Below are 24,828 nucleotides of genomic sequence, written 5' to 3'. Positions count from 1 at the left end.
GTCGGCGCTACGCCGGACGGGTGAGGTGGCGGGGTGGTTCGCACGCCATCGGCCCCGGCTGCCGGATCATCGGTCCCGTCCCTTTCCCAACCAGGAGGACTCGATGCGTTCCAGCATTGCCAAGGTCACCACCGCCGCCTTCCTCGCCGGGCTCGCGCTGATCGGCGGGGCCGGCTCGGCCGCCGCACACATGGACGCCGACGCCGACCATCCGCACGGCGCGTTCGCGGTCGGTGGCGACGCCGCCGCCGTGGGCGGCAGCGCTGGGGCGGTGGGCGGTGACGCCGCCGCGGTCGGCGGCAACGCCGGCGCTGTGGGCGGCGACGCGGCCGCCGTCGGCGGCTGGGCCGTCGCGGTGGGTGGCGACGCCGCCTCGGTCGGCGGCAACGCCCTGGCTGTGGGCGGTGACGCCGGCTCGATCGGCGGCAGCGCCCTCGCGGTCGGCGGTGACGCGGGTTCGGCGGCCTGAGTCACCGACCGTACGGCTTCGGCCGGGCTCCCCTCGCGGGGGCCCGGCCGCGGTCGTTTCCGGCCTGCCTACTCGGGGGTGACGTACGCCCCGGAGATACCGCCGTCCACCAGGAAGGTGTTGGCGGTCATGAACGAGGAGTCGTCGCTGGCCAGGAAGGCGACGGCGGCGGCGATCTCCTCCGGCTCGGCGAACCGGCCGAGCGGGATGTGCACCAGGCGGCGGGCGGCGCGCTCCGGGTCCTTGGCGAACAGCTCCTGCAGCAGCGGGGTGTTGACCGGCCCGGGGCACAGCGCGTTGACCCGGATGCCCTCGCGGGCGAACTGCACGCCCAGCTCGCGGGACATCGCCAGCACGCCGCCCTTGGAGGCGCTGTAGGAGATCTGCGAGGTGGCCGCGCCCATCACCGCGACGAACGAGGCGGTGTTGATGATCGAGCCCTTGCCCTGGCGCTGCATGTGCCCGATGGCGTACTTGCAGCACAGGTAGACGCTGGTCAGGTTGACCTCCTGGACCCGCTTCCAGGCCTCCAGTCCGGTGGTCAGGATGGAGTCGTCGTCGGGCGGGGAGATGCCGGCGTTGTTGAACGCGATGTCCAGGCTGCCGTAGTGGTCGACGGCCTGCTGGTACATCGCCTCGACCGCCGCCTCGTCGGTGACGTCGGCCTGGATGAACAGGCCGCCGACCTCGTTGGCGGCCTTGGCGCCGCGCTCCTCGTCGAGGTCGACGCAGACCACCTTGGCCCCCTCGGCGGCGAACCGCTTGGCGGTGGCCAGGCCGATGCCGCTGCCCGCGCCGGTGATGACCGCCACCCGGCCGTCGAGTCGCTTCGTCATGGTGATCATTCCTCCGTGGAGATGAAGACGTTCTTGGTTTCGGTGAAGGCGTTGAGGGCGTCCGGGCCGAGCTCCCGGCCCAGGCCCGACTGCTTGAAGCCGCCGAACGGCGTCGAGTAGCGCACCGAGGAGTGCGAGTTGACGGACAGGTTGCCCGCCTCCACCCCGCGGGCGACCCGCAGCGCCCGGCCGACGTCCCTGGTCCAGATCGAGCCGGACAGGCCGTACTCGGTGGAGTTGGCGATCCGCAGCGCGTCCTGCTCGCCGCGGAACGGCACCACGGTGACCACCGGGCCGAAGATCTCCTCGGTGAACGCCGGGTCGTCGTGGCGCACCGGCGCCAGCACGGTCGGCGGGTACCAGAAGCCGGGGCCCTCGGGTGCGGTGCCGCGGAACGCGACCGGGGCGCCGTCGGGGACGTACCCGGCCACCCTGGCCCGGTGCGCGGCCGAGATCAGCGGGCCCATCTCGGTCTTCTCGTCGGCCGGGTCGCCCACCCGCACGCCGTGCACGGCCGGTTCCAGCAGCGCCATGAAGTCGTCGTAGACGGACTCCTCGACCAGGATCCGCGAGCGGGCGCAGCAGTCCTGCCCGGCGTTGTCGAAGACGGCGTAGGGCGCGGTGGCGGCGGCCTTGGCGAGGTCGGCGTCGGCGAAGACGATGTTGGCGCTCTTGCCGCCGAGTTCCAGGGTGACCGGCTTCACCTGCTCCGCGCAGCCCGCCATGATGGACTTGCCGACGGCGGTGGAGCCGGTGAACACCACCTTGCGGACGTCCGGGTGGGTGACGAAGCGCTGCCCGACCACCGGCCCGCGGCCGGGCAGGATCTGCAGCACGCCCTCGGGGATGCCGGCCTGCAGGGCGAGTTCGCCCAGGCGCAGCGCGGTCAGCGGGGTGAGCTCGGCGGGCTTGACGATGACGGTGTTGCCGGCGGCGAGGGCGGGGGCCAGGCCCCAGGCGGCGATCGGCATCGGGAAGTTCCACGGCACGATGACGCCGACCACGCCGAGCGGCTCCTGGAAGGTGACGTCCAGGCCGCCGGCGACCGGGATCTGCCGGCCGAACAGCCGCTCGGGGGCGGCCGCGTAGTACTCGATCACGTCGCGGGCGTTGCCGGCCTCCCAGCGGGCGTTGCCGATGGTGTGCCCGGCGTTGGCGACCTCGGTGGCGGCCAGCTGCTCGCGGTCGGCGTCGACGGCGGCGGCGAAGGCGCGCAGCAGCCGGGCCCGGTCGGCGGGGGCGACCTTGCGCCAGCTGTCGAAGGCCGCCTTGGCCCGTGCGATCGCTGCGTCGGTCTCGGCGAGCCCGGCCAGGTCGAGGGTGGTGATCACCTCCTCGGTGGCCGGGTTGAGCACGTGGTAGCGGTCGGGTTCGGTCATCGGGCTGCCTCCTTGCAGCTGGCCGCGGTGAACGCGTCGAACAGTCGCGGGTCGTCCGGCTCGGTCTCGGGGTGCCACTGCACGGCCACCGCGAAGGCGCGGTCGGGCAGTTCGAGTGCCTCGACGCTCTCGTCGGCGCTCCAGGCGGTGGCCCGCAGTCCGGTGCCGAGGCGGCCGACGGCCTGGTGGTGGTAGCAGTTGACCTGGGCGGTGGGGCCGAGGATCTCGCCGAGCCGGCTCTCCGGGCGGACCAGGACGCCCTGGCGGACGAACTCGGCGGGCAGCCGCTGGTGGGTCTCGTCCGGCAGGTGCTGGACCAGGTCGCCGCCGAGGGCGACGTTCAGCAGTTGCAGGCCGCGGCAGATGCCGAGCACCGGCAGGTCGCGCTCGAGCGCCGCCGACAGCAGCTCCAACTCCCAGTCGTCCCGGGCCCGGTGGGGCGGGCCGGTGCGCGGGTGCGGCTCGGCGCCGTACCTGGCCGGGTCGACGTCGGAGCCGCCGGCCAGCAGCAGGCCGTCGAGTGCGCCGATCAGCCGCTCGACGCCGCCGCCCTGGGGCGGGAGCAGGACGGGGGTGCCCCCGGCCCGGGAGACGGCGTCCAGGTAGGTCTGCGGCAGGACCGCGGCGCGCTGGCGCCAGACGCTCCAGGCGGCCTCGTCGAGGTAGCTGGTGATGCCGATCAGGGGTCGCACGGTCACAGCCGCTCGAATCCGCGGCGCCGCTCCCAGTCGGTCACCGCCGCGTCGTAGGCGGCCAGTTCGGTGCGGCCGGCGTGGGTGTAGTGGCCGACGACGTCCTTGCCGAAGGCCTCGGCGGCGGCCTCGCTGCGCTCGAAGGCGTCCACCGCATCGCGCAGCGTGGACGGCACCCGGGGGGCGTCGGAGGCGTACGCGTTGCCGGTGAACTCCGGCTCCAGCGGCAGCTGGTGCTCGATGCCGTACAGTCCGGCGGCGATCAGCGCGGCGGTCGCCAGGTACGGGTTGACGTCGCCGCCGGGGACCCGGTTCTCGAAGCGCAGCGACGGGCCGTGGCCGACCACCCGCAGGGCGCAGGTCCGGTTGTCCCGGCCCCAGGCGACGGCGGTGGGGGCGAAGCTGCCGGGGACGTACCGCTTGTAGGAGTTGACGGTGGGGGCGAGCAGCAGGGAGAAGTCGGCGAGGCAGGCGAGCTGTCCGGCCAGGAAGTGCTCCATGGTGCGGGAGAAGCCGTTCGGGCCGTCACCGGCCATCACCGGCCGGCCCTGCTCGTCGCGCAGGCTGAGGTGGATGTGACAGGAGTTGCCCTCGCGCTCGTTGTACTTCGCCATGAAGGTGAGGCTGACGCCCTCCTGCGCGGCGATCTCCTTGGCGCCGGTCTTGTAGACCGCGTGGTCGTCGCAGGTGGTGAGCGCGTCGGCGTACTTGAAGGCGATCTCGTGCTGGCCGAGGTTGCACTCGCCCTTGGCGGACTCCACGGTGAGCCCGGCGCCGGCCATGCTGTTGCGCAGCCGGCGCAGCAGCGGCTCGACCCGGGAGGTGCCGAGGATGGAGTAGTCGACGTTGTACTGGTTGACCGGGGTGAGGCCGTGGTACGCCTTGTCCCAGGCCTGCTCGTAGCTGTCCCGGAAGACGATGAACTCGAGCTCGGTGCCGACGTAGGCGCTCCAGCCGTAGGCCGCGAGCCGCTCCAGCTGGCGGCGCAGGATCTGGCGCGGGGAGACGCTGACGGGCCGGCCGTCGTGGTGGTGGACGTCGCACTGGACCATGACGGTGGCGGGGTGCCAGGGCACCGGTCGCAGGGTGTCGAGGTCGGGGGTGAGGGCGAGGTCGCCGTAGCCGCTGTCCCAGGAGGAGATCTGGTAGCCGTCGACGGTGTTCATGTCGATGTCGACGGCGAGCAGGTAGCCGCAGCCCTCGGCGGCGTTGGGGACCACGTCGCTGAGGAAGTACTCGGCGGCGACCCGCTTGCCCTGGAGGCGGCCCTGCATGTCGGTCATGGCGAGCACGACGGTGTCGATCTCGCCCTGGGCGACCATGGCCTGCAGGCGGTCGAGGGTGAGCCGGGCGGCGGTCATCGGGGGGTCTCCAATTCGTCGGCCGGGGCGCCGTGGTGGTCCGGGAGTTCCTGGCTGCCGGGGGCGGGGGCGTCCTGGATGCGGGGGCCGGTGAACCAGTGCCGGGCCGACACCAGCCACCACAGGCCGGCGAACCCGAGCACCACACCGACCGCGACGGGGGTGTAGTTGAAGCTGAGGGCGGTGACGGGGCTGACGGTGGGCAGCATGAACAGCACGGTGATCACGGCCGTCCAGCCGACCGCGACGCAGCCGATGATCCTGCTCCAGCGGCCCAGATGCCAGGGACCACGCGGGAAGGCCTCGCCCTGGCGCAGCCGCAGGTAGACCGGGATCACGTAGGAGATGTAGAGGCCGATCACCGAGATCGAGGTGACGGCGGCGTACGCGGTGGTGTTCCACAGCACCGGCAGAGCGAGGACCAGGGCGCCGCCGGTGGCCAGCCAGACCGCGCTGGTGGGCGTCTGGGTGCGGGGGTTGATCCGGTGCCAGAGCTTGGCGCCGGGCAGCGCGCCGTCCCGCGAGAAGGCGTAGATCATGCGGGAGTTGGCGGTGACCGAGGCCATGCCGCAGAAGAACTGGGCGCCGATCACGATCAGCAGCAGCAGCTTGGCGCCGGTGGTGCCGATCGCGTCGATGAAGATCTGGGCGGGCGGGACGCCGGTGGAGCTGGCGATCTCGCCGTCGTAGTCCTGGATGGCGAAGGTGATGCCGAGCAGCAGGATCCAGCCGGCCACCAGGGAGACCACGATGGCGTTGACGATGCCGCGCGGTCCGGAGCGGGCTGCGTCGTGGGTCTCCTCGGTCATGTGGGCCGAGGCGTCGTAGCCGGTGAGGGTGTACTGGGCCAGCAGCAGGCCGAGCATGCCGACGTAGAAGCCGTTGGAGAAGCCGGTCTTGTTGACGAACTCGGTGAACACGAAGGAGGCGGAGGCGTGGTGGCTGGGCAGCAGGGCGAGCGCGCCGACGATGATCGCGACGCCGACCAGGTGCCACCAGACGCTGACGCTGTTGAGCAGGGCCACCAGCTTGACGCCGCGGGTGTTGAGCAGGCCGTGCAGCAGCAGGATCACCACGAAGATCTCGACGGTGTGGCCGGTGCTGGCGGTGAAGCCGAACTGCAGGTCCAGGAAGGCATTGGTGAAGAAGGCCGCGCCGTAGTCGACGCCGGCGGTGACCGCCACCTGGCCCATGAAGTTGAACCAGCCGGTGAACCAGGAGGCCGCGGGGCCCTTGGTCCTGGCCAGCTTGGCGGCCCAGTAGTAGAGCCCGCCGGCGGTGGGGTACGCGGAACAGATCTCCGCCATCGCGAGGCCGACGCAGAGCGTCATCAGGCCGACCAGCGGCCAGCCCCAGGTGATCATGGCGGGCCCGCCGGTGTTCATGCCCATCCCGTACAGGGTGAGGCAGCCGGAGAGGATGGAGACGATCGAGAAGGAGACGGCGAAGTTGGAGAAGCCCGACATCGAGCGGGCGAGCTCCTGGGTGTAGCCGAGTTCGCGCAGCCGGCGTTCGTCCTCGGACAGCTCGGCGGGGTCGGACACAGTGGTGGTACCGGCCGGAAACACCGGTCTGGCAGTCTGCTCGGCCGAGTGGGGACCGGCCTGGTGTTCGGAAGTCATGCGCACCCCTGGGGATTGAGGCGGGACCGACACGCGCGCCCACGTCTTCGTGGTGCGCCCTCCTTGCGCTCAATGGCCCGGAAGCAGACCATTGGGCTGTGCGGAGCATCGTTCACCCCCGGCCACCTCGGCGTCAAGGGGGATCCCCCCTCGGGTCCGGCCCGCGGCTGAGTACGATTCCCGCGTGGAGGAGGCAGTGGTGGACCCCCAGCTAGGCACCGTCTTCCGGCCGGTGCGCACCGGCAACGCCTTCGAGGAGACCGTCGAACGGATCCTCCAGGCGATCAAGCTCGGCGTGATCGGCCACGGCGACCGGCTGCCCGCCGAACGCGACCTCGCCACCCGCCTCGGCGTCAGCCGCGAAACCCTGCGCGACGCCCTGCGCTCGCTCCAGCAGGCCGGGTACGTCGAATCCCGCCGCGGCCGCTACGGCGGCACCTTCGTCACCTACCGGCTGCCCGCCCCCGACGTCGGCGAACTGCGCCGCGCCGCCGAGGACCTGGGTGCCGAACTGGAGGACGCGCTGACCTTCCGCCTGGTCCTGGAGACCGGCGCCGCCGAGCAGGCCGCCCGGCGCGACCTCGGCGAGGAGCAGCGCCGCTACCTCCTCCAGCGCCTCGCCGACGCGGACGGGGCCAGCCCCGAGGAGTACCGCCAGTGCGACTCGCGCTTCCACCTGGCCATCGGCGAGCTCACCGGCTCCCCCTCGCTGGCCGCCAGCATCACCGAGGCCCGGATCCGCCTCAACGACCTGCTCAACGCCATCCCGATGCTCGGCCGCAACATCGACCACGCCTCCGAGCAGCACGGCGCGATGGCCCGCGCCATCCTGGCCGGGGACCCGGCCGCCGCCCGCCGGGCCACCGAGGAGCACCTGGAGGCCACCGCCGCACTGCTGCGCGCCTTCCTCGGCTGAGCCCGCTCCGCCCGGGACCGGCGGGCGGCGCTCAGACCCCGCCGACCGGCAGCAGCACCAGCCGCTCGGGGTCGAACGGCATCCACCGCGGGGCGGTGCGGGCCCGCAGGATCCGCACCCGGCACCAGGCCGGTCCGTCCTGCGGCCGCCACCAGGCGTTGATCCGCCCGAGCGCCCAGGTGCCGTCCTCGGCCCGCACCTCGACGGGCTGGTACACCGCGGTGACCTCGGCCTCCGGAGGCTGCCAGCCGGCCTCGGCGGCCGCCGGGGCCGTCCGGCCGGCCGGTCGCTGACGGTCTGCCATCGCTCTCCCCCAGGACCGGGTGATCGTTACCCGACTGTTGATCGGGGGGCCTTTGTGCTGCCCCGCCGGCTGACTCTACAGTGATGTAGAGGTCAGCGTGATCCCTTCCCGGGGTGTTCCACCCGCCGGGACGGGCCGCTGTTCCGGGAGGGCACCGGGCAGCCGCCCGAACGGCCGCGCACGACGACACGACCTCTGTGGGGGGACGCCATGACCGAGATCTACTTCAGCCACAACTACCGCGACCTCAGCGAGCAGCACGGCACCGGCGCCGGCTTCCAGTTCGAGTTCTCCTGCCAGCGGTGCCACGACACCTGGCGCTCGCCGTTCGAGGCGTTCACCACCGGTCAGGTGGCGGGCTGGCTGAACAAGGGCGTCGGCGCCGCCTGGAGCCTGATCGGCGGCAACGCCACCAACGGGATCACCGGCGCGGCCGACGGCCTGGCCGGGGCGAACTGGGGCAGCTCCCGGGACTCCGCCTTCCAGCGCGCCATCGCCAACGCCCAGCACCACTTCAACCGCTGCGGCCGCTGCACCGACTACGTCTGCGGCCGCTGCTGGAACACCGCCCAGGGCCTGTGCCTGCGCTGCTCCCCCGACACCGCCGCCGAGGCGGTCGCGGCCCAGCAGCGCGGACTCAACGACATGGTCTCGCAGCAGGCCTACGCGAACGGCCAGCAGACCGGCCAGTCCTACGACGTCACCGCACCACGGCAGTTGGTCTGCCCGCACTGCCGCGCCGAGACCCACGGCACACCGTTCTGCCCGGGCTGCGGCAACCGGCTGGCGCAGACCGCGCAGTGCACCGGCTGCCACGCCCAACTGCCGGACGGCGCCGCCTTCTGCCCCGCCTGCGGCACCAGGCGCTGAGCCCGGCCCGCGGCGGCCCAGCGCCCCGGCGGCCCGTCAGGACAGGTCGGGCGGGCGCAGCGTGAAACGCGCCTCGACGGTCGCCCGGACGGTCTGCCGGGCCGGCCGCAGGTCCAGCTCCGGGCTCTCCTGGGCGTAGCCGTACACGACCGCGCCGCGGGTCTGCGCGCCTCCGGGCGCGGGGTACGGGTCCGTCCCGCCCAGCCCCTGGTCGGCCAGCGACAGCAGGCCGGTGAGCCCGGAGCCGAGCGCGGCGGCGTACTGGCGGGCCCGCTCCACCGCGGCCTCGACCGCCTCGGTACGGGCCTGCCGGTACGCGGGGTTGTCCCGGCGCAGCTCCCACTGCGGGCCCGCGACGGTGGCCTGCTCCAGCCCGGCCAGCGCGCCGACCAGCTCGCCCAGCACCTCGAAGTCGACCACGGTGAGGTGCAGTTGGGCACTGCCGCGGTAGCTGGTGACCTTCTCCACGGCCCGCTTGGAGCCGGGCCGTTCGGGGTTGACCCAGACCGCGCCGCTCTCGGCGCGTTCCACCGCGTCGCCGTAGCCGGCCAGCAGCGCGCGGGCGGCGTCCAGCCGCTGCGCCAGCAGCCGCACGGTGCGCCCGCGGTCCTTGTCCTGCGCCTGGACCGTCAGGTGGACGACGGCCAGGTCCGGTTCGACGTCGAGCTCGGCCTCGCCGCGGACGGCGACGGTCGGCTGCTGTGGGGAGTCCATGGCCGCAGTCTGCCATCCGGCGGCCGACCCCCGCTGCGGGACGGCCGCGCTGCGGCCGGTGCCCGCGCACGCGACCTCGGCCCGTCGAGGATCGGCGACCGGTGCGTGCTCCCGGCGTGCCGGGCATGGGTCCTCGGACAGGCCCGAGGGCCGGCGGCCGGTGCGCCGGGAGGACGTGCCGGGCCTCGCAGCGGGACGAAGGCGGCCTGGCTCGGTGTTAGGCCGTGTCCGACGGTTCGCGTCGGATCAGCGCGCGGCTCCCCCGGCCTTCGGCCGGGAGGTACCCGCCAGGCGCCCGGCCGGGCGTACCGGCGAAGCGCCCTCGTACTGGGTCGCACTTGGGAGATTCGCCGGTGCGTCCAGCTGGGGCACCTCCCGGCCGGATGCTGGGGGAGGATGCCCGGCGTCGGGCGCCCGGCGGGAAGTGTCAGAGACGGCCTACCGGCCTTCCAGCGCCGCCCGGGTGTTCGGGCCGTAGACGCCGGACGGGTCACCGGTGATGCCGCGGTCGCTCTGCAGCTGCGCCGTACCGCGCCGGGTGGCCTCGTCGTAGCGGCCGGTCCGAGTCACATAGGTGAAACCCTGCCCGAAGAGCAGGTCCTGCAGGGCCGTCACGTCCGGGCCGGTGTCGCCGACGGTGAGGACGCGCGGGCCGGACGGCGCGGCGGCGCCGGTGGACCGGGGGCCGGAGGCGGCCGCCGACGGGGTGGCCGCGGGTGCGGGCTGCGCCGGGGTGCCCGATGGTACGGGCTGCGCCGCCGGTGCGGCGGGCGCGGAGGTGGCCGGTGCGGAGGCGGCCGCGGTGCCGGAGATGGCACCGGGCAGGACGGCCGGCGGGGTCGGTGCGGTGACCGGGTGCGCGGGGGGCGGGGCAGGCCGGGTGACGAGGTACACCGCGCCGCCGAGCAGCAGGCAGGCGACGGCGGCCAGGCTCAGCGCGGCTCGCGACACCGCCCCTCCCCCGCGCCCGGCGGGCTCCTGCCGGGCCGCCGGGCGGGCCTCGGGCGGCGCCGGCGGAAGCAGCGGCGGCACCTGGACCGGGGCGGGCCGGAGCGGGCCGGGCGGCTCGGGCAGGTCGAGGACGGGCGGCATGTACGGCCGGACCAGGCTGTCGCCGGCCACGGATCCCGGCCGGACGGTGGTGGGGTGCTCTGTCACTGGTGCGCGGTCACTGGTCCTCGTCGAGGGGCGGCACGGCGGGCCGCCGGTGCGGTGGAGCCCCGTCGGCGGTGTGCGGATCGAGGCGAGGGTATCCGCTCCCCGGCGCCCCGCTCCAGCCCGGCGGGCGGCCCGGCCGGAGCACCGGAGCGCTGCGGCCGTTCCGCCGAAGGCGGGCGTGGCGCCTCCTTGCTGACGGCCGCGAACCGCTCCCACCTCGGTCGACGCCGCACGGCAGCCGGGCGGTGCGGGCGCCGGGCATCGGAGCACCTCCCCCGTACCGGGTCCGGAACGGGCGCCTCGGCGCCTTCCCCGTCGACCGGCGATGTCCGCGGAGTTTCCCGGCTCCGACCGATCGGTTGCGGTGCATGCCCGGTTCCGACCACGGGCCGCCGCCGGAACGCGCCCGGTCTCAGCGGACCCGGCCCACGCCGAGCCCGGCCCGCACCATCGCCCCCGCCGCGGCAAGGTCGGCCGGCGCGGCCGGCAGGCCGCCCGGGAGCGGCCGTCCGGTGCGGGCGGCCGCCGCCGGGCGGACCGGCAGCGCGATCAGCAGCCCGAGGGTGATCCACAGGTAGGTGCTGCCGCCGATCAGTCCGCCGACCCCCGCGGTGTCGAACCGCCAGAGCCAGACCACGCTGCTGCACAGCACCACGTACCCGGCGGCCGCCGCGCCCAGCAGCCGGCCGCGCCGGGCCGAACCGACGGGCTCGCGCAGGCCTGCGTCGGCCAGCAGGACCAAGGCCGGCAGCACCCAGACCAGGTGGTGGATCCAGGTGATCGGGCTGATCAGACAGGAGGTCAGCCCGGTCAGCGCGAAGCCGGTCAGCTCGTCGCCCGCGGCGGCGGCCCGGTGCACCCGGTACGCCCACAGCGCGAGCACCCCGAGCACGGCGAGCGCCCACGCGGCGCGCCCGGGGACGTCCGGCGCCAGGCGGGCGATCATGCCCTGCAGGGACTGGTTGGAGACGTAGCCGAGCGAGCCGACCCGGTTGGTGTTCCACAGCAGGTCGGTCCAGAACGCGTGCGAGGCCTCGGGCGCCGCCAGCCGGCCGATCAGGGTGGCGCCGACCGCCGTCCCGGCCGCGACCAGGGTGGCGCGGCGGCGCCGGGTGACGGCCAGGTAGAGGATGAACACGGCCGGCGTCAGCTTGAACGCGGCCGCCAGCCCGATCCCGATGCCCGCGTACCGGCGGCGCTGCGGTGCGCCGGTCAGCAGCTTCCAGTCGGCCAGCACCAGCGCCACCAGCAGCAGGTTGACCTGCCCGAAGCTGAAGGTGTCGCGGACCGGTTCGAGCAGCCCGAGCAGGCAGCCGGCCACCCCGAAGGTGAACCACCGGTTCCACCCCAGCCGCCGGGCGACCGGGTCGACCAGCCAGTACAGCAGCGCGGCGGCGGCCAGGGCGCTCAGCACCACGCTGATCGCCACCGCCGTGTGCCAGCCCACCAGGGCCATCGGCAGCATGCAGACCGCCGCGAACGGCGGGTAGGTGAAGCCCATCGTGCTGTTGGGGTGCACGTAGTCGTACAGGGCGCCGCCGCCGGTCCAGTGGTGGACGGTCCCGTAGTAGACCCCGACGTCGAACCAGCCGCGGTGGCCCGGGATCACGGCGATGAAGACGCCGACCGCCAGCGCCAGCCCGGCCAGGACCAGCACCCGCCGGGCGGTGCCCGCCCCGCCGGCCGCCGCCCGCCCGGCCACCCACTCCCGGGTCGTCCCCTGTCCTGTCACCGCTCGCCCCGCCACCACTCGACCCGCCACCACTCGCCCCGCCACCACTCGTTCCGTATCCGCTCGTCGCCCTGTTGTCATCCGTCCCCCGTCCGGTCCGCTCACCACAGCGCCCGCTCCTGGGCCTCGATCACCAGCGGCCGGTCGCCGGGCAGCAGCCGCAGGCCGTACAGCGCCGCGAGCGCCAGCAGCCCGCCGGTGACCGCCGCGGCCAGTTCGGGGATGTCGGGGGCGAATCCGCTGGGCAGCACCGCCAGGGCGAGCACACCGCTGGCGGGCGCCGCCCAGCGGCGTATTCGGCCGTCGGCCGCGGCGGCGGCCAGCAGCACCACGCCCCACAGCGCGTACCAGGGGCGCAGCGCCGGGCCGAGCACGACCAGCGCGGTGAGGCTCAGGCCGAGCAGGTGGACCGGTGAGGGCACCGGGCGCCGGGCCCACAGGTACAGCAGGACGGCGGCCGCGGCGGCCAGGCCCAGCCACCGCCACAGGGCTATCGCGCCCTCCGCGGGCCCGGCGCCCAGCAGCACCGCCAGCCCCCGGGTGGCCCGGCCGAGTGCGCTGGTCAGCGACCAGTTGCCGGCCGACACCGGGGTGCCGAGCGCGTGGACCCAGCCGTAGCCCGTGCCGGTCACGGCGGTGGCGGCGGCGGCCGTCCCGAGGGCGGCGGCCGCGACGGCGGCCCCGGCCCGCAGCAGCCTGGCCCGGCCCTTGAGCCGCTCCGACCACAGCGCGGCGACCGGCAGCAGGCCGAGCGCGGCCGGTGCCTTGACCAGCGCCGCCAGGCACACCAGTCCGGCCGCCCACAGCGGACGGCGGGCGAGCGCCAGCACCAGCCCGGCGACCAGCAGTCCGAGCATCACGGCGTCGTTGTGGGCGCCGGCCACCAGGTGCAGCAGGACCAGCGGGTTGAGCACCCCGAGCCACAGCGCCACCCCGGGGTCGACCCCGCAGCGGCGGGCCAGCCGCGGGACGAGCGCCACCAGCAGCGCCACCCCGAGCAGCGCCACCAGCCGCAGGCCCAGTACCCCGAAGTAGACGTGCCGGCCGGTCACCCCGGCCACCGCGCCGGACAGCGACAGGAACACCGGGCCGTACGGCGCCGGCGTGAACTGCCATACCGCGGGCACCTGTTCGGCCAGCGGCCCGCCCAGGTCGGCGGGGCCGTGGGTGTAGACGTCCAGACCGCCGTCGACCATCGCGCCCTGCGCCAGGTAGCTGTACACGTCGCGGCTGAACAGCGGCGGACCGGCCACCAGCGGCGCGGCCCACAGCGCCAGGGTCAGCATCAGCGAGCGCGGGCCGGGCGCGTCGGGCCCGCGGACCACCTGGCCCAGTCGCAGCCACCCCGCGATCAGCAGGACCAGCCCGAAGTACACCACCAGCAGCCCGAGTCGGGGGTGGCCGTGCAGGGGCCCGTACGACACCCCAGTCGGAAGCGCCCCCGCGGCCAGGCCACCGACCGCGAGGGCCGCCGTGCCCGCGAATCCGAGCGTCCGGCACCAGTACGGGTCAGTGGCCACACCCCGGATCGGCATGCGGACAAGCTGTCAGGGGCCGGTGGCCGGTCGTCGACGCCGCATCGACCAACAGGTGACCGGCGCCTGTCCGGTTCCCGGCACCCGCAGGCCCGGGGCCCGGCGGGCCCCCGCGCCTGCCGGGCGGCCCCCGGGAGGCCGCAGCCAGGCCTTCAGCCGGTGCACATCTGCGCTCCGCCGAATGGCCACCGCGACGCCAGCCCGCTCGGGGAGACATACGGGTGCCACGCCAAACGCGTGACGGTCGTCCCGGACCTCGCGGGTGCCCGGCTCCTCGCGCACCCGTCAACGTCCGCGAATCCACGGAGAGTTCGCCATGACCGCTGTTACCACTCTCACGCTGCCGGCCACCGCCGACGGCGCCGCGCGACCGTCGGTGCCCGCCTCCCGCCGGGCCAAGCCCGCCGCCGCGCCGTCCTACTCGGTCGCGCTGGCCCGCGACGAGGCCGACCTGCGGGCCTCCCAGCGCCTGCGCCACCAGGTGTTCGCCGAGGAGCTCGGCGCGGTGCTCGACACCCCGCTGCCCGGCTTCGACGTCGACCCGTTCGACGACTTCTGCGACCACCTGCTGGTGCGCGACGACTCCACCGGCGAGGTGGTCGGCACCTACCGGCTGCTGCGTCCGGCCCAGGCCGAGCGCGCCGGACGGCTGTACTCGGACAGCGAGTTCGACCTGTCGAAGCTGGCCGGCATCCGCGGCGACATGGTCGAGGTCGGCCGGTCCTGCATCGCCGCCGAGCACCGCGGCAACGGCGCGGTGATCAACCTGATGTGGGGCGGCATCGCCCGCTACCTGGTCGACGCCGGCAACACCTGGATCGCCGGCTGCTGCTCCGTGCCGCTCACCGACGGCGGCGGCACCGCGGCCGGCGTCTGGGACGCGATGGCCGCCCGTCACCTCGCCCCCGAGGAGTACCGGGTCCGCCCGCACCGCCCGTGGGACCCGAGCGGTATCACCCGCCCCGAGCGCACGCCCGTCCCGGCGCTGCTCCGCGGCTACCTGCGCCTGGGCGCCTGGGTCTGCGGCGAGCCCGCCTACGACCCCGACTTCGGCGTCGCCGACCTGTACGTGCTGCTGTCGCTGGAGCGCACCGACCCGCGCTACCTGCGGCACTTCCTGTCGGCCGGGCAGAGCGCCCCGGCGGGCCCCGCGTCGTGAGCGCCTGGCTGCCGACGGCGCCGTGCACCCCGCAGGAGTGCGTGGCGCCCCCGGCCGCGACGGTCTCCGTCCCGCGCCGGGTGCTGCGCTGCGTGGTGGGCCTGACGGTGCTGGTGGCCGGGATCGCGGCGGGTCCGCTGGTGCGGCGCCTGCCACGGACGCAGCGGGAGTGGCTGGTCCGGGTGTGGTCGCGGGCGGTGGCGGCCGGCTTCGGGGTGCGGATCCGCTCCACCGGGGAGCGCGGCACCGGCCGCGGCGGCGCGCTGCTGGTGGCCAACCACGTGTCCTGGCTGGACATCGCCCTGATCGCGGCGGTCCGGCCGGGCCGGATGCTGGCGAAAACCGAGGTCGGGGCCTGGCCCGTGCTCGGCGGTTTCGTCGCGCGCAGCGGCACCCTGTTCATCGAGCGGGACCGGCTGCGCTCGCTGCCGGACACGGTCGGGCAGATCGCGGCGGCGCTGCGGCAGGGTGAGCGGGTGGTGGTGTTCCCGGAGGGCAGCACCTGGTGCGGGCGCGGCGGCGGGCGCTTCAGGCCCGCGCTGTTCCAGGCGGCGATCGACGCGGGCGTGCCGGTCCAGCCGGTGACGATCCGCTACCGCACGGGGCGGGGCGAGCCGACCACCGTGTCGGCGTTCGTCGGGGACGACGGCCTGGTGGCGTCGGTCCGCCGGGTGGTGTCCGCCCGCGGCCTGGTCGGCGAGGTGACGCTGCTGCCGCCGATCGTCCCCGGTGCCCATCCGGGCCGCCGGGCGCTGGCGGGCGCCGCCCAGGCGGCGGTCGGCGACGCGGTCGCGGCCGACTGGCCGGACCACGCGCACGTCCACCCGGCGGCGCGGACACCCCGGCCGGCCGTGGCCGGCCGGGGCAGCCGGTGGGGCTGACCGCCCCTTCGGTTCACGGCCGGGCGCCGGCCGATCCGGGGACGGGCGCGCCCCGCTACTGCGCCGGCGACGGCCCCACCACGGCGGGGCTGTTCGGCGCGACGCTCCCCGCGCTGGAGACGGGCGCGCCCTGCGACTGGACCGAGGCGCCGCCCGAGGACGGCCCCACCGCCGGGCTGTTCGGCGACACCGGCGCGGGCGACGCGGCCGAGGACTGGCCCGGGCCCGGCGGCGAGGAGGCGGCCGTGGAGGGCCCGGAGACCGGGGGCGAGGAGCCGCCGGAGGGGCCGGACTTCGAGGCGGACGCCGACCCGTGGCCGGAGGCCGGGGCGGAGGCCGAGCCGCTGCCGACCGGCTTGGTGACCGTTGCGCCGTTCGGGTCCACCACCGCCAGGCTGGGGACCGGCGAGGGCGCCGGGCTGACCACCACGACGGCGTCGCTGTGGAAGCTCGGCCAGGGGATGCCGCTGTACTTCACCGACGATCCCTGGTGCTTCGGCGGCAGCAGCGGGTTCCCGCAGGCGCACCGCACCCGGGGTACGCCCTGGGAGTCCACCAGCACGGCGGTACCGGCCTGCAGCACCGCCTGGTAGGGGGTGGCCTGGCCGTTGCTGAAACCGTGGTTGGTGACCCGGGTGTCCTCGCGCAGCACGACGGGGGTCAGCCCGTCCAGGTAGCCGGGGATGTCGGACGGCTGGATGCCCTCGACGGTGGCCCAGGCCGCGGCCTTGTCCGGGTTCTCGTCCAGGTACCGCTGCAGCTGCGGGACGTCGCAGCTGGCCACCGACCTGCTGCCGCCGTACAGGCCCGGGTCGGAGCCGCTGCGGGTGCCGCCGGCCGACGCCGAGGCAGCGGGCGCGGGTGACACCACGGCTGCGGCGGCGACCGAGCCGGTGAACGGGTCGGGGCCGGCGTCGGCGGCCGGGGTGAGGGCCACGTCGACGACGCTGGACGGCTTGTTGGTGAGGACCAGGACCAGCGCGACACAGGCCGCGACGAGCGCGCCCGCCAGCACCAGCACCCCGCGCCGGCCGCGCCACCAGGGGCGTTTCCCGTCGCCGCCGGAGCTCGGGGCCAGCGGCCGCGAGGGTGGGCCGGACGGCGGCACCGGCGGCACCGTCGAGTCGGGGATCTTGCCGATGGGCTCGGTCAGCGGGCCGGAGTCCGGGCCCGGCGGGCGCCCGCCCGGGGTCCGGTCGGATCCGGAGCCGGGCCCCTGGCCGGGCCCGGAGAGCGGGCCGGACGGCGGACCGGCCGGCGGGCCGGAGCCGGGGCCCGAGCCCGGCGAGGACGGGCCCGCACCAGGGTCTGACGGCTGCTCGGGCGGCGGGTCGGGCGGCGGCTGGGAACTCACCGGGTCTCCTCCGGATCACTGCGGGTCGAAGCTGCGGCCCCCCGCCGCCTCATTCTGGGTGCGGCCGCTGCACTCCGCGACTTCCCGGTCACCGGTTCGCCGTTACCCGCGGCAGGCCCGAAGCTGGAGAGGTCCGGCCGGTCCCGGCCGGGGCAGTGGGGGGCAGGCCTGCCAGGAGTCGGCATGCAACGGACTGACCACCGGAGCGCTCCTTCCGTCACCGCCGCCGGCGAGCTGCACCGCTGGCTGGCCGCGCTGGCGACGGTGGTCGCGGCCCTCGCCGTGATGGCCGTGGTGGCCGCACTGGGGCTGTGGCTGGCGGGCGCCAACGACCTGCCGGGCGGCGGCTTCGGGGCGGTGGTGGCCGCGACCGTGCTGATGGCGCTCGGTGTGCCCACCCAGTTGGAGGGCAGTGCGGTGTTCGTCGCCACCGCGCAGGGCGGGATCACGGCGCTGCCGCTGTCGGTCACCCTGGTCGGCGCGCTGACCGCCGGGGCGGTGTTCCTGCGTCCGCTGCGGCTGCACGCCGTGGTCGGCGGCCGGGACCTGGCCGGCCGGGTCCTGCGGACGGCGGCGCTCTGGGTGGTCGCCGTGGTGCTGGTGTCCCTGGGCGCGCAGCACAGCTTCACCGTCTCCACCGGCGAGGACCTGCTGGACGAGATCGGCGGGCTGATCGGCGGCGCACCCGAGGTCGGCTTCAAGGTCGAGCCGGGCGCCGCGGCCGGGCTCGGGCTGGTCTGGCTGCTGGTGGTGCTGGCGCTGGCGCTGGCGGTGTCCCGGCGGACCCCGCTGCCGGCCCGGCTGCTGCGCTTCCATTCGGCCGTGCGGCCCGCGGCGCACGCCGTGCTGACCCTGCTGCTGGCGTACGTGGTGCTGGCCCTGGTGATCGGGGTGCTGGCGGTCTTCGTGCACGGGAGCCCGCGCGAGACGCTGGCGGTGATCGCGCTGGCGCTGCCGAACCTGGCGTGGATCGCGCTCGGTGTCGGCCTCGGCGGCTCCTGGCACGGCCATGTGACGGACACCATCGGGCTGCCGATGCCCGAGCCGCTGGCCGCGGTGCTGCGCTCCAACCAGGACGTCACCCTCGACCTGGGTTCGCTGGCGGAGCAGGACGGCCATGCCTGGCTGCTGCTGCCGCTGGCGGTGGTGGCCGTGCTGCTGACCGGGGTCGGCACGGCGCTGCACACCCGGCCGGGGACGGCGCCGTGGCGGCACGCCCTGCACCTGGCGGTGGCGCTGGCGGTGGCGATGCTGGTGGTCGGGCTGGTCACCCGGATCTCGGCGGCGTTCGGCCTGGCGCTGCTGGGCATGGGCGGCCGGGGCGCCACCGAGCTGTGGCCGAACCTGCTGGTCCTGGTGGCGCTGGGGGTCGGCTGGGGCGCCGCGGGCGGATTCCTCGGCGGCCTGATCGCCCCCCGCCTCCGGCGGCGCCACCCCGTAGGGTCCGGCTAGCGCTCGGGGACGCCGAACACCGGCCAGGCCCAGAGCGGCGGCGCGGGCGCCGGCCGGTCCTGCCCGGCGGAGGGGACGGCCTCGGGCGGGATCAGCTGCGAGACCACGGCGGTGGGGGCCGGGGCCGGGACGGCCGGCTCCTCGGCCGGCCGGGGGGCGCGCGACACGTCGCGCAGGGCCGCGATGAAGGCCAGGCAGCCGTCGTAGCGTTCCTCGGGCGCCTTGGCGAGCGCCCGGCCGAGCACCTCGTCGAGCGCCTTCGGCAGGTCCGGGCGCCGCTCGCTGAGGTGCGGCGGCTCGTCGTGCAGGTGCGCCCAGAGCAGCGCGAGGTCGTCGTCCCGGGTGAACGGCGGCCCGCCGGAGAGCATCTCGTACACGACGCAGCCGAAGCCGTACACGTCGCAGCGGCCGTCCACCGGCTTGCCGGAGATCTGCTCGGGGGCGACGTAGTCGAGGGTGCCGACGAACTGGCCGACGCTGGTCAGGCCGGTCAGCGAGAGGGACTTCTTGGTGAGTCCGAAGTCGGTCAGGTAGGCGTGTTCGGGGTGGTCGTGGTCGGTGCCCTCGGCGACCAGGATGTTGCCGGGTTTGACGTCCCGGTGGACCAGGTCGTGGGCGTGGGCGGCGTCCAGCGCGGACGCGACCTGGCCGCCGATCCGGACGGTCTGCTCGACGTCGAGCGGGCCCTCGCGGTCCAGCAGGGCGCGCAGGTCCCGGCCGCGGACGTAGCGCATCGCGATGTAGAGCAGGCCGTCCGCCTCGCCGGCCTCGTAGACCGGGACGATGTGCGGGTGGTCGATGGCGGCGGCGACCTTGGACTCGTGGGCGAAGCGTTGGCGGAAGACGTCGTTGCGGGCGAGTTCGGGGGCGAGCAGCTTGACCGCGACGATCCGGCCGAGCCGCAGGTCCTCGGCCCGGTAGACGACGGCCATGCCGCCGCGGCCGATCAGTTTCTCCAGCCGGTAGCCGGCCAGCTGGTGGCCGGTGAGGTCGGCCGTGGCGGCGGTGGTCACGGGGTGTCCCCGGGCTCGGCCGGGCCGGTGGCGCCGCCCGGGTCGACGGTGGCGAGGGTCTGCAGCTGGGCGCTGTCGCAGTAGTACCAGCGGCTGTGGTCGAGGTCGAGCAGCCAGGCCTGGGTGCCGTCGAGGACGGCGCCGAGCCGCAGGCCGCGGCTGCGCGCGTGGTAGGTCTCCAGGTCGATCCGGCCGTCGGCGAACTCGTCGACCAGGTGCCGGTACTCGGCGAGGGCGTGTTCCAGGGCGGCCAGCAGCGGGCGCGGGTCCTCGGTGGTGCCGATCGGCTGCCCGGTGCCGGGCGGGCGGTGCGGCAGGGCGACCAGCATCCGGCCGTCCACCCAGGCGGACCAGCCGTTGGAGCAGATGATCCGGGCCCAGTTGCCCTCGGTCCCGGCGAGCCGGACGGGCAGCAGCGCATCGAGCCGGATGCTGGGCCGCGAGGGGTCGGGCGAGGCCCAGGTCTGCAGCCCCTCGGCGGGTGCGACGTGGGTGGGACGGAACTCGTAGGGGCTCCCCATCGCCGCCGCCTATCGCCGCATCACGGCGGGCTCGTGCCGGCGCAGCAGCCGGGCCACGATGACGCCGTAGACCACGGCCAGCGCGGCCAGCGCACCCATGTTGATCAGCCAGGTGGAGGCCTGGTGGGCGAAGAGCGGGTCGGCGGTGATGTCGCCGGGGACGATCGTGTGCAGGTCGACGGTGGAGGCCATCGCGGCCAGCGCCCAGCGCGAGGGGATCAGCCAGGACAGCTGCTGCAGGCCCGGGACGCCGTTCAGCTGGAGCAGCGCGCCGCAGAAGACCACCTGGACGATGGCGACCAGGACCAGCAGCGGCATGGTCACCTCTTCCTTCTTCACCAGCGCCGAGATGACCAGGCCGAGCATCATCGCGGTGAGCGAGAGCAGCGCGACGGCGAGGGTGATCTCCACCAGTGGCGGCATCAGCACGCCGCCTCCGCCGTCGGGTCTGAGCTTGACCCCGACCAGGGCGACCATGGTGAGCACCACGGCCTGCACCACGGTGATGGTGCCGAGCACGATGATCTTCGAGCAGAGGTACGCCGATCTGGACAGGCCGACGGCTCTCTCGCGCTGGTAGATGGTCCGTTCCTTGACCAGTTCGCGGACCGCGTTGGCGGCGCCGGTGAGCACGCCGCCGACGCACAGGATGAGCAGCGCGTTGAGCGCGGTGTCGACGGTGAGGGCGCTGCCGGCCAGGGCGCGGGCCATCGCGCCCATCACGAACGGCAGCGCGATCATCACGGCGAGGAAGGTCCGGTCGGCGGTCAGCGCGCTGGCGTAGCGGCGGACCAGGGTGCCGACCTGGCGGTGCCAGCGCTGGGGCGGTGGCGGCGCCGGGTGGACGGCGGGCGGGGCCTCGGGGCCGGGCTGCTCCTGGCCGCCGGGGCGCTGCATCGCGGAGGCGATGTAGCGGCGGTAGGGGGTGGAGGAGCGGTACTGGCCGGCCCAGTCCCGTTCGGTCTCGTTCTCGAACGCCTCGAAGGCCTCCGGCCACTGGGTGAAGCCGAAGTACTCCAGGCTCTCGCCGGGCGGGCCGTAGTACGCGATCCGGCCGCCGGGGGCGAGCAGCAGCAGCCGGTCGCACAGGTCGAGGCTGAGCACGCTGTGGGTGACCACGACGACCGTGCGGCCGTCGTCGGCGAGACCGCGCAGCATCTGCATCACCGAGCGGTCCATGCCCGGGTCGAGCCCGCTGGTGGGCTCGTCCAGGAAGAGCAGGGAGGGTTTGGTGAGCAGCTCGAGCGCGACGCTGACCCGCTTGCGCTGGCCGCCGGAGAGGCTGGAGATCACCTGGTCGGCGCGTTTGCCGAGGCCGAGTTCGCCGATCACCTCCTCGACCCGGGCCGCCCGTTCGGCGGGCTCGGTGTCGCCGGGGAAGCGCAGTTCGGCGGCGTAGCGCAGGGCCCGGCGGACCGGCAGTTGGGTGTGCAGGATGTCGTCCTGCGGGACCAGGCCGATGCGCCGGCGCAGCTCGGCGTAGTCGCGGTAGAGGTCACGGCCGTCGTAGCGGACGGTGCCGAGGTCGGCTGGGCGCAGCCCGGTGAGGGCGTTGAGCAGGGTGGACTTGCCGGCGCCGCTGGGTCCGGCGACGGCGAGCAGGGTCTTCTGGCCGACCGGGAAGCTGATGCCGTCGATCAGCTTGCGGCCCTCCCCGACGGTGACGGTCAGGCCCTCCACGTCGAGGTCGATGTCACCGGTGTCGACGAACTCCTGGAGTTCGTCGCCGACCAGGCAGAACACCGCGTGGCCGATGCCGATCAGGTCCTGCGCGCCGACGATCTGCTGCTGGACGGGCTGGCCGTTGAGGTACGTGCCGTTGTGGCTGCCGAGGTCGGCGATCTCGTAGCCGCCGTCCGGCCGGGCGCGCAGCTCGGCGTGGTAGCGGGAGACCGAGAGGTCGGCGACGGTCAGGTCGTTGTCGGGGGCGCGGCCGATCCTGATCACCTTGGCGGGCAGCGGCCGGACCGTGGTCGGGGGCCGGTAGGAGCCGGTGATCGAGGTCAGGGCGGACGGGCGGGGGCGGGCGGGGGCCGGCTGGGGCAGCGCCTGGAGGGTGCAGCGCGGGCCGTCGGCGGGGCTGCCGAAGCGCAGCTCGCTGCCGGGTCCGACGTCCAGGTGCTCCACCCGGTGGCCGCCGGTGTAGGTGCCGTTGGTCGATCCGACGTCGTCGAGCATCCAGTGGCCGTCCCCCACGTGCAGGACGGCGTGGTGCCAGGAGACCCGGGGATCACTGAGGACGATCTCGCTCGCTGGGTCGCGGCCGACGTGGTACGTGCGGCCCGGATTCATCACCCGGGTGTCGCCGTCGGCGTCGAGTACCAGCTGCGGCGCGGTGAGCGCGAACTGTCGCTCTGCCATAAGGACGATGCTAGTCCGGGCCCGGGCCACCCGCCCGAGGGGCGCGATGCGGCCGTCCGGGTGACAGGGGGCTCCCGTCGGCGCAGGGTGGGTACCTGTGGGGGCAGGGCGAGGCGGTGCGTCGGCACCGGATGGGAGTGGGCTGGTGAACACCTGGGCGACCTGGACGACGCAGGGGATTCTGGCGGGCCATGGCGGGGTGCGGACGGTCGAGATCGGAGTGATCAAGGGCGATCTCACCGTGCACACCATGTGGATCGAGGGCGAGGCGCGGCTCACCGTGCAGTACAGCGGGGCGCTGGACTGGTTCACCGTGGAGGGCAGTCCGGTCGCGGCGCCGGACGAGGCGACCGCGCGGGAGCTGCACCAGCGGCTGGTGGAGGCCGTGAAGGCGGACAGCGAGGCGGTGGCCCCGCAGGCGGTCTGAGCGGCCGGACGGCTGCGCCGCGGGCGGGGCGTGCGGGCGGGGGCGTGCGCGGGCGGACGGGGGTTCCGGCGGGTGCCGCGTGCAGCGGCGCCCGCCGGACGCCGATACCGGGGCGCTACGGGCGTGTCCGAGGATGGCGGCGCGGCCGTTGCGGCCGTTGCGGCTGTGACGGGCGGGCGTGCGACGTCTGCGCCGCCCGGCGCGTGGTAGCTGGTGAGCGGGTCGGCCGGCCGGGATTTTACTGATGGTTTGTCAGGATATGATCTGTCCGGCACACGCCAAACGGGGGGCAGCGGCCGACCCGTGCCCGGGTTCCCGGCGCACGGCGCGGAGTGTTGCGTTCCCCTCGCCACTCCGGAACCTGGAGCAGTCTTGCCCTCTCAGCTGAAGCGCCGTGCCCTGCCACTGGCCGCGGCCGCCATCGCTGCCTCCCTGCTGGTCGGCTCCGCCGCCGCCGACACCCCGGCCCCGGCCGACCCGACGCTGGTCGCCGACCTGGACGCGATCCTCGCCGACGCCCGCCTCGCGGGCGCCCAGGCGGGCGTGCAGGTCGTGGACACCACCACCGGCCAGGTGGTCTACCAGCACCAGGCGGACGCCCTGCTGACCCCGGCCTCCACCATGAAGACGGTCACCTCGGCCGCTGCGCTCGACCTGCTCGGCGCCGACCACCGGTTCACCACCGAGGTCCGCACCACCGGCAGCAAGCACGGCAGCACCCTGGTCGGGGACCTGGTCCTGCGCGGCGGCGGCGACCCGAGCCTGCTCCCGCAGGACCTGGACGACCTGGCCGCCCGGGTCTCGGCCGCCGGGATCACCACCGTCACCGGCCGGGTGCTGGCCGACGGCAGCCGGTACGACTCCACCCCGCTCGGCCCCGGCTGGGCCTGGGACGACGAGGCGTACTCCTACAGCCCGCAGATCTCGGGCCTGACGGTCGCCACCGACACCGAGTACACGATGGACACCGTCAAGGTCACCGTCACCCCGGGCGCGGCGGCCGGTGACGACGCCACCATCACGCTGTTCCCGGCCGAGGCGCCGGTCAAGCCGGTCGGGAAGATCACCACCGGCGCGGCCGGCAGCGGCAGCAGCGCGGACGTCGAGCGCCGCCGCGGTGTCAACGAGCTGGCCCTGTCCGGCAGCATCGCCGTCGGCTCGGCGCCCGCCTCGTTCCTGACCACCGTGGAGAACCCGGCCGACTACGCCGGGAAGGTGTTCGCGGGCGCGCTCGCCCGCCACGGGGTGCGGGTCGTGCGCCCGGTCGCCGCCGCCACCGGGAGCGAGGCCTCGCAGCCGCTGGCCAGCCACGACTCCAAGCCGATCGGCGAGCTGATCGTCCCGATGCTGAAGATCAGCAACAACGGCCTGGCCGAGCACCTCACCAAGGAGCTCGGCAAGGTCAAGGGCGGCCAGGGCACCTGGGCCGCCGGCATCGCCCAGGTCAAGGGCTTCCTCAAGGCCAACGGCCTGGAGAGCCCGGCCGGCCGCCAGGTCGACGGCTCCGGCCTGTCCCGCTACGACCTGATCACCCCGGCGAAGATGACCGGGCTGCTGAAGGTCGCCCAGGACAAGCCGTGGTTCAAGGCCTGGTACGACGCGATGCCGGTGGCGGGAAACCCGGAGCGGATGGTCGGCGGCACGCTGGCCAACCGGATGCGCGGCACCGCCGCCGCCGACAACGTGCACGCCAAGAGCGGTTCGATGAGCGGCGTGGACAACCTCAGCGGCTACGCCACCGCCCCGGACGGCCGCCGGCTGGCGTTCACCGTCATGCTGAACAACTTCGCCGGGACCAGCCCCCGCCCGGTGATCGACGCCATCGCCGTCCGGCTCGCCGGCGGCCACCCCGCCGCGGCCGGCAGCACGCCGACCGCGGCGCCCAGCAGCGCTCCCGCGAGCGCCCCGGCGAGCACCCCCGGCGTGAAGTCCTTCGGCGCGCCGGCCGCGCGCTCCGCTGCGACCCCCGCTGCGACCGAGGCCCCCGCGAGCGAGGTTCCGGGCGGTACCCGTTGGGAGGACTGCGAGTTGTTCGGCCGCTGCTGAGCAGCGCCGGGTGCGGGCCGGCCGTC

At 74.9% G+C, this 24,828-nt stretch carries 22 protein-coding genes; 8 read left to right on the top strand and 14 right to left on the bottom strand.

Annotated features, from left to right (window positions below; translation table 11 throughout):
• The first annotated feature begins 103 nt into the window (after nucleotides 1–103).
• Complete coding sequence (locus AC2TEW_RS24475) at nucleotides 104–469, top strand: hypothetical protein (protein ID WP_484625494.1); 366 nt, start codon at nucleotides 104–106, stop codon at nucleotides 467–469.
• 68 nt (nucleotides 470–537) lie between these two features.
• Here the strand turns inward: AC2TEW_RS24475 and AC2TEW_RS24470 are convergent, their stop codons facing one another.
• Genes AC2TEW_RS24470 through AC2TEW_RS24450 form a run of 5 tightly spaced genes read right to left on the bottom strand, consistent with a single transcriptional unit; the run spans nucleotide 538 to nucleotide 6,281 of the window.
• Nucleotides 538–1,314 carry a 3-oxoacyl-ACP reductase gene (locus AC2TEW_RS24470; protein ID WP_033820041.1) on the bottom strand — a complete coding sequence of 259 codons (777 nt, stop codon included), beginning with the start codon at nucleotides 1,312–1,314 and terminating at the stop codon, nucleotides 538–540.
• Complete coding sequence (locus AC2TEW_RS24465) at nucleotides 1,311–2,684, bottom strand: aldehyde dehydrogenase family protein (protein ID WP_484625493.1); 1,374 nt, start codon at nucleotides 2,682–2,684, stop codon at nucleotides 1,311–1,313. Before AC2TEW_RS24465 ends, AC2TEW_RS24470 begins: the two co-directional genes overlap by 4 nt.
• Entirely contained in the window at nucleotides 2,681–3,382 is a 702-nt protein-coding gene (locus AC2TEW_RS24460) for a gamma-glutamyl-gamma-aminobutyrate hydrolase family protein (RefSeq protein WP_484625492.1), read from the bottom strand. Before AC2TEW_RS24460 ends, AC2TEW_RS24465 begins: the two co-directional genes overlap by 4 nt.
• Entirely contained in the window at nucleotides 3,379–4,737 is a 1,359-nt protein-coding gene (locus AC2TEW_RS24455) for a glutamine synthetase family protein (protein ID WP_484625491.1), read from the bottom strand. The genes AC2TEW_RS24460 and AC2TEW_RS24455 overlap by 4 nt, the downstream gene beginning before the upstream one ends.
• A complete protein-coding gene (locus AC2TEW_RS24450; protein WP_484625490.1) occupies nucleotides 4,734–6,281 on the bottom strand; it encodes an amino acid permease in 1,548 nt (515 codons plus the stop codon). The genes AC2TEW_RS24455 and AC2TEW_RS24450 overlap by 4 nt, the downstream gene beginning before the upstream one ends.
• 262 nt (nucleotides 6,282–6,543) lie before the next feature.
• Between AC2TEW_RS24450 and AC2TEW_RS24445 the strand changes: the two genes are divergently transcribed.
• Complete coding sequence (locus AC2TEW_RS24445; RefSeq protein WP_484625489.1) at nucleotides 6,544–7,275, top strand: FadR/GntR family transcriptional regulator; 732 nt, start codon at nucleotides 6,544–6,546, stop codon at nucleotides 7,273–7,275.
• A gap of 31 nt (nucleotides 7,276–7,306) precedes the next feature.
• On the opposite strand, the gene AC2TEW_RS24440 is transcribed toward AC2TEW_RS24445, so the two are convergent.
• Nucleotides 7,307–7,579 (bottom strand): hypothetical protein, encoded by a 273-nt coding sequence (locus AC2TEW_RS24440; protein ID WP_484625488.1) that lies wholly within the window; start codon nucleotides 7,577–7,579, stop codon nucleotides 7,307–7,309.
• A 210-nt stretch (nucleotides 7,580–7,789) separates the two neighbouring features.
• Here AC2TEW_RS24440 and AC2TEW_RS24435 point away from each other — a divergent pair, with 210 nt between their 5' ends.
• Nucleotides 7,790–8,449, top strand: a complete 660-nt coding sequence (locus AC2TEW_RS24435) for a zinc ribbon domain-containing protein (RefSeq protein ID WP_484625487.1) — start codon at nucleotides 7,790–7,792, stop codon at nucleotides 8,447–8,449.
• A 36-nt stretch (nucleotides 8,450–8,485) separates the two neighbouring features.
• Here AC2TEW_RS24435 and AC2TEW_RS24430 read toward each other — a convergent pair whose 3' ends face one another.
• The 4 genes from AC2TEW_RS24430 to mptB form a co-directional block, all read right to left on the bottom strand.
• Nucleotides 8,486–9,163 carry an SIMPL domain-containing protein gene (locus AC2TEW_RS24430; protein WP_484625486.1) on the bottom strand — a complete coding sequence of 226 codons (678 nt, stop codon included), beginning with the start codon at nucleotides 9,161–9,163 and terminating at the stop codon, nucleotides 8,486–8,488.
• A 438-nt stretch (nucleotides 9,164–9,601) separates the two neighbouring features.
• A complete protein-coding gene (locus AC2TEW_RS24425) occupies nucleotides 9,602–10,321 on the bottom strand; it encodes a peptidoglycan-binding domain-containing protein (RefSeq protein ID WP_484625485.1) in 720 nt (239 codons plus the stop codon).
• Between the two features lie 412 nt (nucleotides 10,322–10,733).
• Nucleotides 10,734–12,053 (bottom strand): glycosyltransferase 87 family protein, encoded by a 1,320-nt coding sequence (locus tag AC2TEW_RS24420; protein WP_484625484.1) that lies wholly within the window; start codon nucleotides 12,051–12,053, stop codon nucleotides 10,734–10,736.
• 101 nt (nucleotides 12,054–12,154) lie between these two features.
• Complete coding sequence (mptB, locus tag AC2TEW_RS24415) at nucleotides 12,155–13,573, bottom strand: polyprenol phosphomannose-dependent alpha 1,6 mannosyltransferase MptB (protein ID WP_484625483.1); 1,419 nt, start codon at nucleotides 13,571–13,573, stop codon at nucleotides 12,155–12,157.
• A 331-nt stretch (nucleotides 13,574–13,904) separates the two neighbouring features.
• Here mptB and AC2TEW_RS24410 point away from each other — a divergent pair, with 331 nt between their 5' ends.
• Both AC2TEW_RS24410 and AC2TEW_RS24405 read left to right on the top strand, forming a co-directional pair.
• Entirely contained in the window at nucleotides 13,905–14,747 is an 843-nt protein-coding gene (locus AC2TEW_RS24410) for a GNAT family N-acetyltransferase (protein WP_484625482.1), read from the top strand.
• Nucleotides 14,744–15,628, top strand: coding sequence for a lysophospholipid acyltransferase family protein (locus AC2TEW_RS24405; RefSeq protein WP_484625481.1), 885 nt, complete (start codon nucleotides 14,744–14,746; stop codon nucleotides 15,626–15,628). Before AC2TEW_RS24410 ends, AC2TEW_RS24405 begins: the two co-directional genes overlap by 4 nt.
• A gap of 55 nt (nucleotides 15,629–15,683) precedes the next feature.
• On the opposite strand, the gene AC2TEW_RS24400 is transcribed toward AC2TEW_RS24405, so the two are convergent.
• A complete protein-coding gene (locus AC2TEW_RS24400) occupies nucleotides 15,684–16,982 on the bottom strand; it encodes a DUF6777 domain-containing protein (RefSeq protein WP_484625480.1) in 1,299 nt (432 codons plus the stop codon).
• Between the two features lie 183 nt (nucleotides 16,983–17,165).
• Here AC2TEW_RS24400 and AC2TEW_RS24395 point away from each other — a divergent pair, with 183 nt between their 5' ends.
• On the top strand, nucleotides 17,166–18,434 hold the full coding sequence (locus AC2TEW_RS24395) for a streptophobe family protein (RefSeq protein WP_484625479.1): 1,269 nt from the start codon (nucleotides 17,166–17,168) through the stop codon (nucleotides 18,432–18,434).
• Here AC2TEW_RS24395 and AC2TEW_RS24390 read toward each other — a convergent pair.
• Genes AC2TEW_RS24390 through AC2TEW_RS24380 form a run of 3 tightly spaced genes read right to left on the bottom strand, consistent with a single transcriptional unit; the run spans nucleotide 18,431 to nucleotide 22,329 of the window.
• Nucleotides 18,431–19,447, bottom strand: a complete 1,017-nt coding sequence (locus tag AC2TEW_RS24390) for a serine/threonine-protein kinase (protein WP_484625478.1) — start codon at nucleotides 19,445–19,447, stop codon at nucleotides 18,431–18,433. The two genes, AC2TEW_RS24395 and AC2TEW_RS24390, sit on opposite strands and share 4 nt — an antisense overlap.
• Nucleotides 19,444–19,968 carry a hypothetical protein gene (locus tag AC2TEW_RS24385; protein ID WP_484625477.1) on the bottom strand — a complete coding sequence of 175 codons (525 nt, stop codon included), beginning with the start codon at nucleotides 19,966–19,968 and terminating at the stop codon, nucleotides 19,444–19,446. The genes AC2TEW_RS24390 and AC2TEW_RS24385 overlap by 4 nt, the downstream gene beginning before the upstream one ends.
• Nucleotides 19,969–19,977: 9 nt before the next feature.
• On the bottom strand, nucleotides 19,978–22,329 hold the full coding sequence (locus AC2TEW_RS24380) for an FHA domain-containing protein (RefSeq protein ID WP_484625476.1): 2,352 nt from the start codon (nucleotides 22,327–22,329) through the stop codon (nucleotides 19,978–19,980).
• Nucleotides 22,330–22,474: 145 nt separating this feature from the next.
• Between AC2TEW_RS24380 and AC2TEW_RS24375 the strand changes: the two genes are divergently transcribed.
• Entirely contained in the window at nucleotides 22,475–22,756 is a 282-nt protein-coding gene (locus AC2TEW_RS24375; RefSeq protein ID WP_484625475.1) for a hypothetical protein, read from the top strand.
• A gap of 372 nt (nucleotides 22,757–23,128) precedes the next feature.
• The gene (gene dacB / locus AC2TEW_RS24370) at nucleotides 23,129–24,802 is read left to right on the top strand and encodes a D-alanyl-D-alanine carboxypeptidase/D-alanyl-D-alanine endopeptidase (protein WP_484625474.1); all 1,674 of its coding nucleotides are present in this window, start codon (nucleotides 23,129–23,131) and stop codon (nucleotides 24,800–24,802) included.
• Nucleotides 24,803–24,828 lie beyond the last annotated feature (26 nt).

The organism is Kitasatospora sp. NEAU-CNBT7 (genome assembly GCF_057220535.1).
Note: the sequence above shows the minus strand (reverse complement) of the source record. Positions and strands in the feature narration are given on the sequence as shown.